Source organism: Kribbella sp. NPDC050820 (assembly GCF_040653975.1).
In the GTDB taxonomy this organism is placed as follows: Bacteria; Actinomycetota; Actinomycetes; order Propionibacteriales; family Kribbellaceae; genus Kribbella.
On the sequence record NZ_JBFAHB010000071.1, the window covers coordinates 1 to 16,866 of the forward strand.

A 16,866-nucleotide genomic window follows, 5' to 3' on the forward strand; every position below is an offset into this window, starting at 1 on the left:
CGGCTTCCGCCTGTTACGGCGCGGGACGCCTGGCGTGCCGCGGTACGGCGGTCACTGGGCGCCGGCGGGCTTCAGGTTCAGGACGATCTGCAGCGCGTTCTGCTGGGTCGGCTGAGCAGGCGCGTACTGGTTCTGCTCGTCCGGCCAGCCCTCCCAGTTCTTGGTGCTGTAGAGACCGCCGACGTTCGAGGCCGAGGTCGGCACGACCGGCATCTGCTCGACCATGATCTTCTGCAGCGTGTTCAGCGCCGCGGTCCTGGTCGCGTCGTCGGTGGCGTTGGCGTACTGGTCCAGCGCCTTGGTCGCCTCCGGGCTGCTGAACCGGCCGTAGTTGCCGCTCACCCCGCCCTTGCCGACCGGCTTCAGGATCTTGCCGTCCATGATGTTCTGGTAGATGTCGTACGGCGTCGCGCCGCCGTTGGTCCAGTGCATCCCGGCGTCGAAGTTGCCCTCGTCGAACGCCTTGAACCAGGCGTCCTGGTTGGCCTTGTCGACGGTCGCCTTGATGCCGATCGTGGACAGGTTGTCCTTGATGATCTCGAGGTCGGTGATGTAGTCGGACCAGCCGGCCGGGTCGGTCAGCGTGATCGTGACCGGCTTGCCGGTCGGGTCCTTGAGCACGTCGCCCTCGAGCTTGAAGCCGGCGTCGGCGAGCTCCTTCTTGGCGCCCTCGACGTCGACGGAGTGCAACTTGTCCTTGAACTCCGGCGCGATGAACGATTCACCGGCCGGGGTCGGGATGCCGGTGATCGACTCGACCTTCGGGTAGAAGTAGCCGGCCTCGCCCTGCATGAAGATGTCGTCGCGGTTGATCACCTTGTCCATCGCCCGCCGCAGCGCCGGGTTGTCGAAGGGCTTGCGGGTGGTGTTGATCCACAGGCCGTGGATGCCCAGGTTCGCCGGGAACCACAGCTTGTGGTGCTCGGGGTCCTTGTCCTGGTAGACGGCCTTCACGTTCGGGACGAAGACGAAGCTCCACTCCGACGCGCCGTTGGCCAGCGCGGTGGTCTGCGCGTTGTTGTCGTTGTACGACGTGTACCGCAGCTCCTTCACCTTCGGCAGGTCCTGCCAGTACGAGTCGCGGACGGACAGCGTGGTCGTCTGCGGGGTGAACGACTTCACCGTGTACGGGCCGGTGCCGACCGGGCTCTTCAGCGTGTCCTGGCTCGGGTCCTTGAGCGTCGACCACTGGTGCTTCGGCACCACGAACACGGTCAGGATCTTGTTCTGGTTGACGAACTGGGACCGGGTGAAGGTCAGGTCGACCTTGTTGCCGGACGCGGTGATAGCGCCGTACGGGATGGCGTCCTGGTTCAGCCCCTCGTTGTCCTTGCGGAGCTGGAACGAGTACGCGACGTCGTCGGCCGTCATCGGCTTGCCGTCGGAGAACTTCACGCCGTCGCGGATGGTCAGCGACAGCTTGGTGAAGTTGTCGGCCCACTTCCACTCGGTGGCCAGCCAGGGCTTGCCCGGCTCGGTCGGCTTGATGCCGTTGACCATCACCAGCGGCTCGAAGATCATCCACCGGTACCCCAGCGAGGCACCCGAGGAGGAGCCGAGGAACGGGTTGTGGTTCTCGGTCTGCGGGCCGTTCGGCATCCCGACGTTCAGCACCGTGGCGGCGCTGCCGGATCCGCTCGTCGTGGTGCTCTCGTCCCCGCTACTACAGGCAGCCAATGTGGCTGCCGCGAGCAGGCCCGTCAGGGCCAGCGCGACTGTGCGTCGTGCTCGCATCGGTTCCTCCTGTGCATCTGTTGGCGGATTGCTCACGCCTGAGCCGCGTGAGCGAGTGCATCGTGGCGTGAGAACGCTCTCATGGGAAGAGCGAACGCCTTAACGGATCGATCTCAGGGGTTCGCCGGCGGCGGGACAGGGGCAGCTGCCCCGCCGCCGGAGTCTCAGGAACGCCGGTGTCTCGGGGCGGGTTTCGGCGATCTCGACGGTGACTTCTTCGGGGCGGTTGAGCTGCGGACCACCAGCGTGGTCGGCAGCACTTGCGGGTCCTCGGGCAGCGGAGTGCCGCCGAAGTACCCCATCAGCATCCGGGCCGCCGCCTGGCCCATCTGGCGCATCGGCTGATGCACCGTGGTCAGCGGGGGCTCGGTGTGCTCGGCGTACGGGATGTCGTCGAACCCGACCACCGAGACGTCGTCCGGCACGTTCCGCCCGGCCTCCCGGACGGCCTGGATGGCGCCGCCGGCGGACAGGTCGTTGTGGGCGAAGATCGCGTCGAACTCGAGTTTCTGGTCGAGGGCGTGCTGGACGCCGCGGCGGCCGCTCTCGTGGGTGAAGTCGCCTTCGAACACGAGCCTCTGGTCGAGCTCGATCCCGGCTTCGGCGTAGGTGTCGCGGAAGCCGTCCAGGCGTTCGTGCGTGCAGCCGAACCGCTCGACACCGGTGATCACCAGCGGCCGCTGCCGGCCGAGCTCGAGCAGGTGCCGGGCGGCCGACTCGCCGCCGGCCCGGTTGGTGGTGGCGACGGACGGGAACTGCGGCCGCTTGGCCCGGTCGTCGATCAGTACGACGGGCAGGCCGCGCGCATGCAGTTGCTCGATGTAGGTGAGCGTGCCCTCGGGCTCGATCACCAGCAGGCCGTCGAACGACTGGGCCGAGACCTGGGAGGCGAACTGGTGCATCGACTCCTCACCCCGGTTGAAGGTGAACAGCAGCAGCCCGTAGCCCTCGCTCTCGACCACGTCGACGGCGCCCTGCAGGACCTCGCCCATCCACGGCCAGGTCAGCGACGGGACGAGCATGCCGACGATCCGGGTCCGGCCGCGGGCCAGGCCGACCGCGCGGGCGCTCGGCACGTAGCCGAGCTCGGCGATCACCTGGCGGACCCGCTCGGCGGTGCGCAGGTCGAGCTCACCTTTGCCGTTGAGGACGCGCGAAACCGTCGTCTTGCTGACGCCGGCACGCGCTGCGACATCGGCGATGGTGATCGACAAGGCACTGCTCCCCTCGGGCGGGTGCGGCCCCGGCCTGGTCGGCCGGAACCGGTTTCGGAAGCGGTTCCGTAGAGTGAATCCGAGGGGGCGGCAGCCGTCAATCACGGGACGGTAACGAATCAGGTCTTAGTTCACGACCTGCATGAAGCCCGTCTTCCGGGCTACCGGTGTGGCGTGATGAACTTCGCGTGAGCGGCCTGCCTGAGGCCGGACCAGGTAGGGGTAGACGGCATGGATGTACGGCGGACCACTGTGCGCGACATGCGGCGGTCCAACCGGTCGGCGCTGCTGACCACCATCTACCGGGAGGGTCCGCTCAGCCGGCATGAGCTGGGCTTGCGCACGTCGCTGAGCGCCGCGAGCGTGAGCAACCTGGTCAGCGAGCTGATCGCCGAGGGAGTGGTCGAGGAAGCCGGATCGGTCGACTCCGAAGGCGGCCGCCCGCGCGTGCTGCTGCGGGTCTCACCAACGTTCCGGTACGTCGTGGGCGCCGAGGTCGGCGAGACTCGCGTGAAGGTCGAGTTGTTCGATCTCGCGATGAACGTGCTGGCGAGTGCCGAGTATCCGATCGACGCACCGCAGCCCGCGGTCGTCGTGAAGCATGTCCTGGAAGGGCTTTCGACAGTCATCGCCTCGTCCGGCGTCCGATCCGACCTGATCCTCGGCGTCGGAGTCGGGGTCGCCGGCGTGGTCGAGGGCAACGCCGTCGTCGATGCGCAGACGCTCGGCTGGGACGCCGTACCGCTGCGGGAAATGATTGCCGAGGGCACTGAGATTCCGATCCAGGTGGACAACGGCGCGAACATGCTGGGCCAGGCCGAGATGTGGTTCGGCGCCGGCCGTGGAGCGACCGATGCCGTGGTCACTCTGATCGGTTCGGGGGTCGGCGCGGCGTTGGTTGCCGACGGCTCCAGTTATCGCGGAACCCGCAGCAGTGCAGGAGAATGGGGCCACATGACGATCGCGTACGGCGGTCGCCAGTGCCGGTGTGGAGCGCTTGGCTGCCTGGAGGCCTACGCCGGCGCCGAGGCTGTCCTCGAGCGATACCGCGAGGCCGGTGGAACCGTGTCGGCGACCGATGAGGAGGCGGCTCTCATCGAGCTGCTCGACGCCGTCGGTACGTCGGAAGTCGCGGCAACGATCGTGGACGAGACAGTCGGGTACCTGGCCGCGGGCGTCGCGAATCTCGTGAACCTGGTCAACCCGGAGCGGATCGTGCTCGGCGGATGGGCCGGACTGTTGCTGGGGGAGCGGTACCTGGACGATCTGCGGGCAGCTGTTGGTGAGCACGCGTTGCGGCAGCCGTACTCGCAGGTGTCGATCGAGCTGTGTGAACTCGGCAGGGACGCGGTCGCGTTGGGCGCCGCGACCCTGCCGGTTCTCCGATTGCTACGCGATGGCGGCGTTGTGCCGGCGCGTAGCTAGACGTTCCACTTCTGGTTGGCTGCTCCGGAGCAGGTCCAGGTCTGCAAAGGAGTTGCGTTGGCCGAGTTGTTGCCGGTGACATCGAGGCACTTGTTCGCCTGTGGGTTCACCAGGTCCCGGCCGGACGTGTAGACCCATTGCTGGGCACCGGTCCCGTTGCAGGTCCAGAGCTGGACTTTAGCGCCGTCGGCAACGGATCCGGCGTTGACGTCGAGGCACTTGCCCAGCGCGCGGATCGTGCCGTCACCGGGACGGCTCCACTGCTGGGCGTTGGTGCCGTTGCAGTCGTACAGTTGGACCGGCGTACCGTCCGCGGTGTTGGCGGCGGCGACGTCGACGCACTTGCCGGCCAGGCCGGTGATCGGTGTGCCGCCTGAGCTGCTGCCGATGGTGGAGACGCGGACGTAGTCGATCGTCATCGTCTGCGGCAGAACCGTCGTACCGTCGGGGTAGCCGGGCCAGTTCCCGCCGACCGCGACGTTCATGATCATGAAGAACGGGTGGTTGAAGACCCAGGCGTTGCCGTTGAGGTCGGCCGGCGTCCGTTGCTGGTACTGGACGCCGTCCACGAACCACTTGATCGAGTTCGGCTCCCAGTCGACCCGGAAGGTGTGGAAGTCGTCGGCGAACGCCCACCCGTTCGGATGGTTGTACGCGGCCCCGATCCCGCCGGCGCCGGCGTAGCCCGGTCCGTGGATCGTGCCGTGCACGGTCGCGGGCTCGCGGCCGATGTTCTCCATGATGTCGATCTCGCCGTCGTTCGGCCAGTTGCCGCCGCCGAGCATCCAGAACGCCGGCCAGATCCCTTGCGTCCTGGGGATCTTGATCCGGGCCTCGAACCGGCCGTAGGTCTGGGTGAAGGTCTGTGCGGTGAGCAGCCGGGCGGACGTGTACTCGCAGGTGCCGTAGTGGCACTGGTGCCCGCCGCTCTCGCGGCGCGCGGTGATGACCAGGTTGCCGTTGCCGTCGAGCGCGGAGTTGCGGGTGCTGTTGGTGTAGTACTGGCGTTCGTTGTTGCCCCAGCCGGAGCCGCCGATGTCGTAGCGCCACTTCGACTGGTCGGGCGCCTGGCCGGCGGGACCGTCGAAGTTGTCCTCCCAGATGATCGCCGTCGGTGCGGCGGCCGCCTGGGGATCGGCGTTGGCGGGGGACTGGAGCAGTGCGGCGCCGACCAGTGCGGCGCCGATCGCGACGAGCGCCGTGATGCGGGAACGCTTCATGATGCCTCATTTCTCGCGGGGGCGGTCGGGAGACAGGGCTCGGCCGGATCTTGCTGTGAGAACGCTTTCACGTCAAGGTCGGGACTAAATAAAAGACGTGAAAAAAGTTCGGGTCTGCCGTTGACACACCTATATACGGATGGTTACCTCTTGCTGACCACCTGTTGCGGCGCGGGCAGACGCCGGAACCCCCGAAACCCTTCTAGCCAAGGGAGAACCGCCCCATGCCCGCGAACGGGACACTTCGTCGTGCCCAGCTGTGGCGACGACGCCTCCTGCCGGCCGCGGTTGCCGCTGCGTGCGTCGGCGCCGTCCTCAGTGTCGGAAATCCGCCACCCGCGCAGGCCGCCGGTGAGCAGGTGAACATCTGGCTGACCACCACGAACGACTCGGCCGGCCGCAACGTCACCCGCGGCCTGCAGCAGCAGACGCCGGTCAACTTCGGCCCGGCCGGTGGCACCGCGAACCAGACCATCACGGTCAACGAGAACACGACGTACCAGTCCTTCGAAGGCGGCGGCGCGTCGTTCACCGACAGCGCTGCCTGGCTGCTCAACAGCAGCAACACGATCACCGCGGCCACCCGCGACCAGGTGATGCGCGACCTGTTCGACCCGGTCAACGGGATCGGCCTCGCCTTCGTCCGCAACCCGATGGGCGCCTCCGACCTGGCCCGCTTCAACTACTCCTACGACGACACCTGCTGCGACCTGAACGACTTCAGCATCAACCACGACCTGGCGGACGTGGTGCCGCTGACCAAGAAGGCGCGGCAGCTCAACCCGGCGCTGAAGGTGAAGGGCGCGCCGTGGAGCTCGCCGGCCTGGATGAAGGACAACAACAAGTTCACCAACCGCGGCTGGCTGAAGTGGGAGTACTACCCGATGTACGCCCAGTACTTCGTCAAGTACGTCCAGCAGAACGAGGCCCAGGGCAACCACATCGACTACGTCTCGGTGCAGAACGAGCCGACCTGCTGCGGCACCGACGACACCGGCTACGCGTCGATGAACTGGAACGGCTCCGGCCTGCTCGAGTTCACCAAGAACCACCTGATCCCCGCGTTCCGGGCGGCCGGCCTCACCACCAAGGTGATGATCCTGGACTACAACTGGGGCAACTACAACGACCTCGGCTCGGCGCCGCTGGCCGACGCCGCGCTGCGCAACGACCCGCTGTTCGGCGGCATCGCCTGGCACGGGTACGGCGGTGACGTGAACCTGCAGACCCAGGTGCACAACCAGTACCCGGCCGTGAACCACTACATGACCGAGCACTCCGGCGGGACCTGGATCGCGAACCAGCAGGTCGAGGACATGAACAACCTGATCGACTACACCCGGAACTGGAGCAAGTCCTGGGTGAAGTGGAGCCTCGCCCTCGACCAGAACCATCTCCCGTACGTCGGCGCCGGCTGCAACGTGTGCACCGGTCTGGTGACGGTGCAGCGTGGCGGCAGCCGCGCGGGCCAGGTGGACAAGACCGTCGAGTACTACACGATGGGCCACCTGACGAAGTTCGTGAAGCCGGGCGGGGTCCGGGTCGAGTCGAACGCCAACAACTCGGTGAAGAACGTGGCCTGGAAGAACCCGGACGGGTCGAAGGCGCTGATCGCGTTCAACACCACCGGGAGCTCGCAGTCGGTGCGGGTGAACTGGGGATCGCAGTCGTTCATCTACACGCTGCCGACCAAGACGTCCGCGACGTTCACGTGGACGGGTTCGCAGAGCGGCGGCGGCACGGGTACGGCGATCACCGGGCTGGCCGGGAAGTGCATCGACGTCGCCGGGGCCAACAATGCGGACGGGACCGCCGTACAGCTCTATGACTGCAACGGTACGACGGCCCAGCAGTGGACTCGGCCTGGTGATGGGACCATCCGGGCTCTCGGCAAGTGTCTGGACGTGAGCGGTGGGTCGGTCGCCGACGGCGCTCGCGTTCAGCTGTGGACGTGCAACGGCAGTGGTGCTCAGCAGTGGACCTATACGAGCGGAAGAGATCTGGTGAATCCACAGGCGAACAAGTGTCTTGATGTGACCGGCAACAACTCCGCGAACGCGACGCCGCTGCAGATTTGGACCTGCACTGGCGCCGCCAACCAGAAGTGGACCGTCTGATGCGCCGGGTGGCGGCGGTCGCCGCGTCCGTGATGCTCGGGGCCGGGTTGCTGGTGGTCTCGTCCTCGGCTCAGGCGGCGACCGGCACGATCACCGGGCTGGCCGGCAAGTGCGCTGACGTTGCTGGCGCCAACAGCGCGGACGGGACCGTCGTACAGCTGTATGACTGCAACGGGACCGCTGCGCAGTCGTGGACGCGTTCGTCCGATGGGACGATTCGGGCCCTGGGCAAGTGCTTGGACGTGAGCGGTGGCTCTACTGCGAACGGCGCTCGGGTCCAGCTGTGGACCTGCAACGGGAGTGGCGCGCAGCAGTGGACGTACACGTCCGGGCGTGACCTGGTGAATCCGCAGGCGAACAAGTGTCTTGATGTCACCGGCAACAACTCGGCGAACGCGACCCCGCTGCAGTTGTGGACCTGCACCGGCGCGGCGAACCAGAAGTGGAACGTCCCGGCGGCCGACGACGGTCCGCCGCCGACTGGCGGCGCTCCGATGGCGGCGGCGCCGTACCTCTATCAGGGTTGGGGCAGTCCGCCGAACCCGGCGACCGTGATGAATGCGACCGGGGTCAAGTGGTTCACGATGGCGTTCATCCTGTCCAATGGGTACTGCAACCCGATGTGGGACGGCCAGCGGCCGCTGACCGGTGGCGTCGACCAGCAGGCGATCAACGCGATCCGCGCGAACGGCGGAGACGTCGTCGTGTCGGTCGGCGGCTGGTCCGGGAACAAGCTCGGCCAAAGCTGCGGCAGTGCCGGTGAGCTGGCGGCGGCGTACCAGAAGGTGATCAACGCGCTGTCGCTGAAGGCGTTCGACGTGGACATCGAGGCGGGCGAGTTCACCAACGCGACCGTCCGGCAGCGGGTGATCGACGCGCTGAAGATCGTCGAGCAGAACAACCCGGGGATCGCGACGTACCTCACCTTCGGCACGTCGACCACCGGGCCGGACGGCGACGGCCAGGACCTGATCCGTCGCGGTGCGGCGTCCGGGCTGAACCTGGACGGCTGGGTCATCATGCCGTTCAACTTCGGCGGCGGTACGACGAACATGGCCACGCTGACCCGGCAGGCTGCCGACGGGCTGAAGAACCGGGTCCGGGACGCGTACGGGCTGAGCGACGACGCGGCGTACCGGAAGATCGGCATCTCCTCGATGAACGGCATCACCGACGTCGCCGGCGAGCGGGTCAACCTGTCGGACTTCGAGTCGATGCTGTCCTACGCGTCGCAGCACCACCTGGCGCGCTTCACCTTCTGGTCTGTCAACCGCGACCGTCCCTGCACCGGCGGCCCCGCCGACAGCTGCTCCGGCGTACCCCAGCAACCCTGGGACTTCACCAAGGTCATCGGCCGCTACCGCGGCTGACCTTCCACCCGGCAGCCACCCGTCTCCGGGCGGGTGGCTGTCGTGTTGGTTGACTCTCCGGCTACCGGAGGGTGGAAGGTTAGGGGCATGACGGCGACCGTGACTGTGGGCGAGTTCTCCCGCCTGACGCATCTGAGCGTGAAGACCCTGCACCACTACCACGAGATCGGGCTGCTGGCGCCCGCCTCCGTCGACTCGTCGTCCGGCTACCGCCGCTATGACACCGCCCAGGTCGACACCGCCCTCCTGATCCGCCGGCTCCGCGAGCTCCGCATGCCACTCCCAGAGGTCCGCCAGCTCGTCGAGACGAGCGACGGCACGGAGCGCGAGGAGACCCTCCGCGCCCACCTCGAGCGCATGGAGCAGGAACTCGCCCACACCCGCGAGGTCGTCACCTCGCTGCGCGAGATGCTCACGCCGGGCCAGCCGGCGCTCGACGTGGAGTACCGCTTCATCCCCGCGTTCCGCGCGTACGGCGTCCGCGACCAGGTCGAGCGCGAGCTGATCGGGCCCTGGTGTGAGCGCACCTTCCGACAGTTGGGCGAGGTCGGCACCGCGCGTGGCATCTTCGCCACGTCCGGGGCGACGTACAGCGACGAGTTCTTCACCGACGACACCGGCGAGGTGGTCGCGTTCCTCCCGGTCGCCCCCGACCAGGAGCCGGCCGACGGCGTCGAGCTCGTCGACCTCCCCGGTGGGTTCTTCGCGATCGCTGTACACGCCGGACCCCTGACCGACTTCGACCGCACGTACGGCGCGCTCGGCAGTCACGTCGCCGAACACTGCGAGGTCGCACCCGGACCGATCCGGGAGCTGTACGTCGTCAGTCCGGGCGACGTGGACGACCCGGCCGCCTGGCGAACCGAAATCTGCTGGCCGATCCAGCGCATCCCCGCACCGAAAGGCTGAAACATGTCCATCTCCATCGCCCAGGTCACTATCGACAGTGACAACCCGCGCGACCTCGCCGCCTTCTGGTCCGCCGTCCTCGAGCAGGAGATCGACGACTACGGAAACGAGTTCGTCGCCACCGTCGGCCGGGCCGGCGGGAGCACCACGCCGCTGATGTTCATCAAGGTCCCGGAAGGACGCAACGGCAAGAACCGCCTGCACCTGGACCTCGCCACGGCCGAGTGGTCCGCCGAGATCGACCGCCTCGTCGGCCTGGGCGCCAAGCGCCTCGACGAGTACGACGAGTTCGGCACCCACTGGATCACCTTCGCCGACCCCGAAGGCAACCTCTTCGACCTCGCCGAGATCCGCTAGACCGTTCGGTAGCGGTTGCCGTCGACCGTCGCCCGGCCCTCGTCGGCCAAGTCGTTGAGGTGGGCTCGCGCCTGTGCCACCGGCCAGCGGAAGGCACGGCCGAGCTCGCCGGGTGTCGTCTGCAGCATCGTGCTCAGGAAGCGCTCGGTGGCTCGGGCGTGGTCGGGCCCGCCGCCTACCTCGAACTGGTCGCAGGTGAGAGTGATCAGGGCGGCGGGCCAGCCGGACGCGGTCTCGTGGACGCCGGCCGTGGTGATAAGAAGGTTGCGCTGGAGTTCGGTGATTGCGCGTTGGTAGCGGCTGCGGTCGCCGATCAGCGCGCGGAGGGTTGCGCTCGGCAACGGCTCGGCGGCGACCGCTTTGGCGATCTCGTGGGCTGCGGGCGAGAGGTCGAGCGTCTCGTGGTCGCTGGGGTGGCCGGCTGCCGGATAGAGCGCTGCGAGGAGATCCGGTGCGAGGAACGATCCTCGGCCGCCGAGATAAGCGCCGTACCAGGCGAGCCCCTGGCGTGGCAGCTCGTCCTTCCAGGTCCAGACGCGCTGCTCGTTCGTCCCCATGCCTTCGCCGAACGGCGGCTCGTCCTCGCCTGCTACCGCCTCCCACAGTGACGGCACGGCGGCGCGCGGTGCCGGGAACAACGCCGCGAACCCCACGTCGTCGACGAACGCGGCAGCCCGCTTGATCGACCCGACCCGCCGCCCCCGCACCCACCACCGGGCAGCCCGCGCCCGCCCAAGCTCTGCATCGACTGTCACCACGCCAGCCAATCACTGTCCGCCGACAGTTCCAGCCAGGGTCCGGCAGATCCCCCGGTGGGGGGAGGTGATTCCCTCTCCGGCGGGAGTCCGACGTGCGACGCCCGTTCGTATCGTCGAGCCATGACTGCCCCCGGTTCCGTACGCCGCTGGCCGGCGTACCTGCTGGCTTTGCTCTTTGCCGGGTATGCGGCCGGGAAAGCCGCCTTCGCCCTGCAAGCCCGGCTGGGCTTCCCGAGCGGGCCGCCGGTGTCCGAGGCGGAGACTGCGGGCTACTTCCTCGACCCGACCCTCGCGCAGTGGCTCGCGTGTGCGTCCGGCGTACTCGGTGCGTGCATCGCCATCGCTTCCGTTTCGGCTCGGGGTCGCGGGGTGCCAAGACCCTTGATGCTGGTCGTGCTGGCGGTCATGACGCTGGCCGTCCTCGGTGGTGGCGGGGTCATGCTGGTGGACGGGTTCGTCGGCATCGGCGTCGGTTGGCAGTGGTACCACGGAGTCGTTGGCCTGGTTGCGATCGCCTTGTGCCTGGAGATGTTCCGCTCCTACGCGATGACAACCCGTGCCGCGCGCTGACCGCACGCGTGCGGCTGGCTACGGCGCGGCCGCACTCTCCGCCGCGTACGGATCGATGAAGCTCGCCCAAGCACTCGGCGCCAACGCACTGGCCGACAAGGACCCGCTCCCGCCCGACCTGCGCGAACGACTGCTCACCCGGGACCCACTCTTCGTCGCCAGCCACTGGGCGCTCGCCTGCGCGGCGGTCGTCGGCGTGGTCGTCGCGCTGGCCACCGTCCGGCCGTGGGGTACGTCGCGTGCACGCCGGCTACTCGTGGTGGCGACCACGACTCTGGGCATCCTCATGATGGCCCGATCGCTCGGAGTTGTCGGGTTCGGCTTCGTCGGGGATGTCCTCGTGTTGACCGGAGTACGACCGGCGCGGCCCGAGTACGCCGTACTGGCTCGGGACCTGGCGTGGTGGGACCTGTTGTTGTGGTCGCCGTTCTTCCTGCTGTGGGGTGCGTGCTGGGTGACCGCCGGCCGGGGGCTCCGGCGTGCCGAACGTGAGCAGTCGTGACCGTTGAGACACGGGCGCGCGGGTGTGGGCGCCGGGCATTGCCAGGGCCGCGCTCGCGGAGCAGTGTGGGTTCCGACCGGTGGCGCCACCGGGGCGCTGCCCTGAGGGGTAAGGGGGTGGACCGTGTACGCGCGTTCCACCACGATCAACGCCAAGCCGGGGTCGATCGACGCCGGCATCGCGCAGGTGCGCGACGAAGTGATGCCCATGATCCTGGACATGGACGGCTGTATCGGGCTGTCCATGCTCGCAGACCGGGAGTCAGGCCGGTGCATCGCCACCAGCGCCTGGCAGTCGGAGGAGGCGATGCGGGCCAGCGACGAAGGGCTCCGGTCTGTCCGCGAACGGATCGCCGAGACGATGGGCGGCGGCAGCCCCAAGGTCGAGGAGTGGGAGATCGCCGTACTGCACCGCGACCACCGCTCGGGTGAGGGCGCCTGCGTCCGCGCGACGTGGGTGAAGGTCGACCCGACGAACCTGGACCGGTCGATCGACGTCTACAAGCTGGCCTCACTGCCGCGGATGGAAGACCTGGCAGGCTTCTGCAGCGCCAGCCTGCTGATCGACCGCGCGTCGGGTCGTGCGGTCTCGTCCGTCACGTACGACAGCCAGGAGGCGATGGACAGCAACCGCGAAGCCGCCGCCTCGATGCGCTCCGCCACCACCAAGGAAGCCGGCGCCGAAGTCCTCGACGTCTGCGAGTTCGAACTCGCCATCGCCCACCTCCGCGTCCCCGAACTCACCTGAGCCACCCACCCACCGCACGGCCCGGAACCCCCTCCGGGCCGTCCTGATCCACCTCCACCCCTCCGGCGCTCGCCTCGGCCGCCCGTGCCCCATCCGGCGCTCGCCTCGGCTACCCCCGCCGCCCTGCTTCGGCTACCCCGGCCGCATCAGTCCATCGTGTCGAGGTGGGCTTCGAGGGCGTCGAGGCGGGAGCGCCAGAGGTCGCGGTAGGGCTCGAGCCAGGCGTCGATCTCGGCCAGCGGGGCGGGGCTCAGCCGGTACCAGCGGCGCTGGGCGTCGTGGCGGACTTCGACCAGCCCGGCGTCACGCAGTACCTTCAAGTGCTTCGACACGGCCGGCTGGCTCATCGACAGTTCCTCGACCAGCTCGCCGACCGGGCGCTCCCCAGTCCGCAGCAGGTCCAGGATCTCCCGCCGCCGCCCCTCCGCGAGCACTTCGAACGTACTTGCCATACGAGGAATATACGTCGATCCACCCTCAGAGCGGGTGCCCGAACGTCGCCGTGAACGCTTCCTCGAACAACCTGCGCAGGTCCGGCTCACCGTCCTCGGCCGCCCACCGCAGCAGGGCGATGTGAGCAACTCCCAGGCACGCACTGGCCGCGGCCCGCGCCTGGAACTCGCTCGCCGGATCTTCCGAGCCGGCTGTCAACGCAGCGACGAGCGCCTCCTGAGTGGCGTACTGACTGTCGAGGTGACGGGCGCGCAGAGCCTCGGTCGCGATCATCAGCCGCAACCGAGCGAGGTGGAACTCCTTGTCCGCGATCGCCTGGTCGTACGTCGCGATGAGCGTCCGAGCAATCCGTACGACGAGGGGCTCGTCGGCTCGCAGTTCGTTGACAGTCGCGGCGGCCTGCTGGTCGAAGTCGTCGTACAGGACCAGGTCCTCCTTCGTGGCGAAGTGCCGGTAGACCGTCATCGCCGAGACGCCGGCGGCTTCGGCGACGTCGTTGACCGTGGTCGCGTCGTACCCGCGTTCCATGAACAGCCGGATCGCCTGTCGCTGGATCGTGTGCTTCGTTTCGCTGCGACGACGTGCCCTCAGGTTCACGTGATAGATACTAACATCATGAGAGTATCTAACAGTTCTGACAGGGTGGCGTTGGTGACCGGTGCCTCGCGAGGGATCGGGCGAGCGATCGCGGAGCGGTTGGCTGCGGATGGGGTCGAGGTGGCTGTGCACTACAACAGCGACAAGGCCGGAGCCGAGGAGACGCTTGCTCGGATCGGTCGCGGGTTCCGGATCGGTGCGGAGCTCGGGGTGCCTGGTGATGTGGAGGGGTTGGTCGCGCAGCTCGAGGCCGGTCTGGCCGGTCGGCCGCTCGACATCCTCGTGAACAACGCTGCCGCCCCACCGGCCGGTCCGATCGAGACGGACACCGTTGAGGCGTTCGATCGGCTGTTCGCGGTCAACGTGCGAGCGCCGTACTTCCTCATTCAGCGGGTGCTGCCGCTGCTGCGGGACGGCGGCCGGATCATCTCGGTCTCGACGGTCGCCACCCGGATGGCGAACCCGACCCAAACCTCCTTCGCCATGACCAAAGCCGCCCTCGAAACCATGACCCGCACCCTCGCCCAGTCGCTGGGGCCACGCGGCATCACCGTCAACGCGGTCGCCCCCGGAGCCACCCGCACCGACGCCAACGCGGCCTTCTTCGCCACCCCCGGCCTGACCGACGCCATCACTGCGCTGACCGCCCTCAACCGCCTCGGCCGCGCCGAGGATGTCGCTGACGTCGTCGGCTTCCTGGCCTCGGACCAGGCCCGCTGGCTGACCGCCCAGACCTTCGAAGCCTCCGGCGGCCTCTTCCTCGGCCCTCAAGTCGCGTGAGGTCGCGCAGTTGATGGTGGAATGAGGCCCGCTGGTCTGGGTCTCCGCTCGTCGGAGCTGAGCTGTGGTCAGTTGGTGAGATAGGTGACCACGGCTCGGATTCGGCGGTTGTAGCCGGGGGTGTGGGTGAGGCCGAGTTTGTCGAATATGGCGTTGGCGTGTTTCTCGACGGCGCTGGAGGAGATGAACAGACGCTGCGCGATCGCGCTGTTGTTGTGCCCCTCGGCCATCGCCGCGAGGACCTCGCGCTCTCTCGCACTCAGCCGTTCCAGCGGGTCGGTGTGGGTGGTGCGGGACAGCAGTTGCCGCACCACCTCCGGGTCCAGCGCCACCCCACCGGACCCGACCCGCTCGAGCGCATCGAGGAACTCCTCGACCCGCATCACCCGATCCTTCAGCAGATAACCGATCCGTGCCTGCCCGGAGGTGATCAGCTCACTCGCATACGACCTCTCGACGTACTGCGACAACACGAGGACCCCCACCGACGGCCAGGTCTCCCGGATCGCCAACGCGGCCCGCAGTCCCTCGTCGGTGTGGGTTGGTGGCATGCGTACGTCGACGCACACAACGTCAGGCAGAACCCCGTCATCGGCCCCCGCGCGCACCGCCGCCACCAACGCGTCCCCGTCCCCGACCGCCGCCGGCACCTCATGCCCTTCCTCAACCAGCAGCCGAACCAGGCCCTCCCGCAACAATGTCGAGTCCTCCGCCAAGATCACCCGCACAACTCCTCCTCCGTCCCAGCCGCCAACCGCGTAGCCGATGAGTGGGGTTTGGGGACGGTGCAGGGGAACTCGGCGTGGATGGTGGTGGGGCCTCCGGGCGGGCTGGTGATGGTGAGGTGGCCGTCGGTGGCGGCTACTCGGCCGGCCAGGCCGGTGAGGCCGCGGCCGTGGGGGTCGGCGCCGCCGTGGCCGTCGTCGGTGATGGTGATCAGGATCCTCGCGTCGTCTGTGTCGTGTGTGGAGTCGGCGGTGAGCGCCGGACTGGTGAGGGTGACATCGATGTGGGTGGCGTTGGAGTGTTTGGTGGCGTTGGTGAGTGCTTCGGAGACGACGAAGTACGCCGCCGTCTCAAGGTCCGGTGGTGGGCGGTCGGGGAGGTCGTACTGCAGTTGCACCGGGATGCTGGAGCGCTCTGCGAGGACGGCGATCACGTCGCGGAGGCCGAGTTGATCCAGGACGGTCGGGTAGACCCGCCAGGCGACGTCACGGAGATCCGCGAGCGCGAGCTCGGACTCCTCGTGTGCCTGGCGGACCAGTTCGGCGGCTTGCGCCGGATCGCGGGTCCGGCGGGCGCGGCTCAGGAGCAGGCCGAGGGCGACCAGGCGTTGCTGGACGCCGTCGTGCAGATCGCGCTCGATCCGGCGACGCTCGTCGTTCACGACCTCGACCACCTCGGCCCGGCTCACGGTCAGCTCGGAGATCCGGCGGGTGAGCGTCTCTTCGACGGACGGCACCAGGTGGCGCCGGGCGAGCCGGGCGTCCAGGTCGACGACGCCGATCAGCCCCATCACGTTCAGATAGAGCAGTAGGGCGCCAGGAACCGACGCGACCGCGAGCGTGCCGGTGCTGACTCGGCCGGCGCTCTCGATGAAGCCCCAGGTCCCGTCCAGGGCCCAGGCGCTGATCATCGTCCCCGCGACGACCAGCCCGTACAGAAGTAACAGCACGACGAGGCCGCCGAGCCCGCCGATCGCAAAGCGTCTGAGGATGTAGCCGTACGCCGAGCGGTCGGTGAACGGGCCGAGATCCCGGATCTCGTGGAACGTGCCGAGCCGGCGCTGCTCGACCACTGCAAGTTGCCGTGCGCAACGATGATTGAACGCCTCGACCGAGCGGCGGGCGCGTGGTGTTGCGAGGACCGGAACCAGCGCCAGCGCCGACAGGAGCACGAAGCACAGCTCGACGACAGCTGTGAGCGTGCCGGACATCAGACCCGCCAGGGTCGCGATGCTCCGTCGCAGGAGGCCGTGTCGTTGCTGCATGCACGCAAGAGTAGTGGGCACAGGACAAGAGGAAACTGCGGTTTTCCTCAGTTCTGTACTGTGGAAAATCCCAGCAAAAGACGGCGGTTGGCTTCAATGTGCGGACATCGTCCGCACGCCTAC

The 16,866-nt window shown here is 68.1% G+C and carries 17 protein-coding genes; 9 read left to right on the forward strand and 8 right to left on the reverse strand.

The features are described from left to right. Positions 1 to 51 precede the first annotated feature (51 nt). The gene (locus AB0H36_RS38475) at positions 52 to 1,734 is read right to left on the reverse strand and encodes an ABC transporter substrate-binding protein (protein WP_360535256.1); all 1,683 of its coding nucleotides are present in this window, start codon (positions 1,732 to 1,734) and stop codon (positions 52 to 54) included. A 164-nt stretch (positions 1,735 to 1,898) separates the two neighbouring features. After that, positions 1,899 to 2,948, reverse strand: coding sequence for a LacI family DNA-binding transcriptional regulator (locus AB0H36_RS38480; protein WP_360535258.1), 1,050 nt, complete (start codon positions 2,946 to 2,948; stop codon positions 1,899 to 1,901). Between the two features lie 231 nt (positions 2,949 to 3,179). Here AB0H36_RS38480 and AB0H36_RS38485 point away from each other — a divergent pair, with 231 nt between their 5' ends. Then, the gene (locus AB0H36_RS38485) at positions 3,180 to 4,373 is read left to right on the forward strand and encodes an ROK family transcriptional regulator (RefSeq protein ID WP_360535260.1); all 1,194 of its coding nucleotides are present in this window, start codon (positions 3,180 to 3,182) and stop codon (positions 4,371 to 4,373) included. Here AB0H36_RS38485 and AB0H36_RS38490 read toward each other — a convergent pair. After that, positions 4,370 to 5,593 (reverse strand): family 16 glycosylhydrolase, encoded by a 1,224-nt coding sequence (locus AB0H36_RS38490; protein ID WP_360535262.1) that lies wholly within the window; start codon positions 5,591 to 5,593, stop codon positions 4,370 to 4,372. The genes AB0H36_RS38485 and AB0H36_RS38490 overlap by 4 nt on opposite strands. 224 nt (positions 5,594 to 5,817) lie before the next feature. Between AB0H36_RS38490 and AB0H36_RS38495 the strand changes: the two genes are divergently transcribed. The 4 genes from AB0H36_RS38495 to AB0H36_RS38510 all read left to right on the forward strand — a co-directional run bounded on the left by AB0H36_RS38495 (position 5,818) and on the right by AB0H36_RS38510 (position 10,346). Next, positions 5,818 to 7,710, forward strand: coding sequence for a ricin-type beta-trefoil lectin domain protein (locus AB0H36_RS38495; protein WP_360535264.1), 1,893 nt, complete (start codon positions 5,818 to 5,820; stop codon positions 7,708 to 7,710). Next, positions 7,710 to 9,080, forward strand: a complete 1,371-nt coding sequence (locus tag AB0H36_RS38500) for a ricin-type beta-trefoil lectin domain protein (RefSeq protein WP_360535266.1) — start codon at positions 7,710 to 7,712, stop codon at positions 9,078 to 9,080. Before AB0H36_RS38495 ends, AB0H36_RS38500 begins: the two co-directional genes overlap by 1 nt. Positions 9,081 to 9,167: 87 nt before the next feature. Further along, a complete protein-coding gene (locus tag AB0H36_RS38505) occupies positions 9,168 to 9,989 on the forward strand; it encodes a MerR family transcriptional regulator (protein ID WP_360535268.1) in 822 nt (273 codons plus the stop codon). 3 nt (positions 9,990 to 9,992) lie between these two features. Next, positions 9,993 to 10,346, forward strand: a complete 354-nt coding sequence (locus AB0H36_RS38510) for a VOC family protein (protein WP_360535270.1) — start codon at positions 9,993 to 9,995, stop codon at positions 10,344 to 10,346. Here the strand turns inward: AB0H36_RS38510 and AB0H36_RS38515 are convergent. After that, on the reverse strand, positions 10,343 to 11,101 hold the full coding sequence (locus AB0H36_RS38515) for a hypothetical protein (protein ID WP_360535272.1): 759 nt from the start codon (positions 11,099 to 11,101) through the stop codon (positions 10,343 to 10,345). The two genes, AB0H36_RS38510 and AB0H36_RS38515, sit on opposite strands and share 4 nt — an antisense overlap. Positions 11,102 to 11,224: 123 nt before the next feature. On the opposite strand from AB0H36_RS38515, the gene AB0H36_RS38520 reads away from it, so the two are divergent. From AB0H36_RS38520 to AB0H36_RS38530, 3 genes are all read left to right on the forward strand, one after another. Continuing rightward, entirely contained in the window at positions 11,225 to 11,674 is a 450-nt protein-coding gene (locus AB0H36_RS38520; protein WP_360535274.1) for a hypothetical protein, read from the forward strand. Then, the gene (locus AB0H36_RS38525) at positions 11,661 to 12,176 is read left to right on the forward strand and encodes a DUF3995 domain-containing protein (RefSeq protein ID WP_360535276.1); all 516 of its coding nucleotides are present in this window, start codon (positions 11,661 to 11,663) and stop codon (positions 12,174 to 12,176) included. The genes AB0H36_RS38520 and AB0H36_RS38525 overlap by 14 nt, the downstream gene beginning before the upstream one ends. 123 nt (positions 12,177 to 12,299) lie before the next feature. Then, positions 12,300 to 12,923, forward strand: a complete 624-nt coding sequence (locus AB0H36_RS38530) for an antibiotic biosynthesis monooxygenase (RefSeq protein ID WP_360535278.1) — start codon at positions 12,300 to 12,302, stop codon at positions 12,921 to 12,923. Between the two features lie 146 nt (positions 12,924 to 13,069). Here the strand turns inward: AB0H36_RS38530 and AB0H36_RS38535 are convergent, their stop codons facing one another. Together AB0H36_RS38535 and AB0H36_RS38540 are read right to left on the reverse strand one after the other, a co-directional pair. Beyond that, a complete protein-coding gene (locus tag AB0H36_RS38535) occupies positions 13,070 to 13,375 on the reverse strand; it encodes a metalloregulator ArsR/SmtB family transcription factor (RefSeq protein ID WP_360535280.1) in 306 nt (101 codons plus the stop codon). A 25-nt stretch (positions 13,376 to 13,400) separates the two neighbouring features. Continuing rightward, entirely contained in the window at positions 13,401 to 13,973 is a 573-nt protein-coding gene (locus AB0H36_RS38540; protein WP_360535282.1) for a TetR family transcriptional regulator, read from the reverse strand. 54 nt (positions 13,974 to 14,027) lie between these two features. Between AB0H36_RS38540 and AB0H36_RS38545 the strand changes: the two genes are divergently transcribed. Beyond that, positions 14,028 to 14,753 carry an SDR family oxidoreductase gene (locus AB0H36_RS38545; RefSeq protein WP_360535284.1) on the forward strand — a complete coding sequence of 242 codons (726 nt, stop codon included), beginning with the start codon at positions 14,028 to 14,030 and terminating at the stop codon, positions 14,751 to 14,753. A 68-nt stretch (positions 14,754 to 14,821) separates the two neighbouring features. Here the strand turns inward: AB0H36_RS38545 and AB0H36_RS38550 are convergent, their stop codons facing one another. Further along, positions 14,822 to 15,481 (reverse strand): response regulator transcription factor, encoded by a 660-nt coding sequence (locus AB0H36_RS38550; protein WP_360535286.1) that lies wholly within the window; start codon positions 15,479 to 15,481, stop codon positions 14,822 to 14,824. Then, entirely contained in the window at positions 15,472 to 16,743 is a 1,272-nt protein-coding gene (locus tag AB0H36_RS38555) for a histidine kinase (protein WP_360535288.1), read from the reverse strand. Before AB0H36_RS38555 ends, AB0H36_RS38550 begins: the two co-directional genes overlap by 10 nt. Between the last annotated feature and the right edge of the window lie 123 nt (positions 16,744 to 16,866).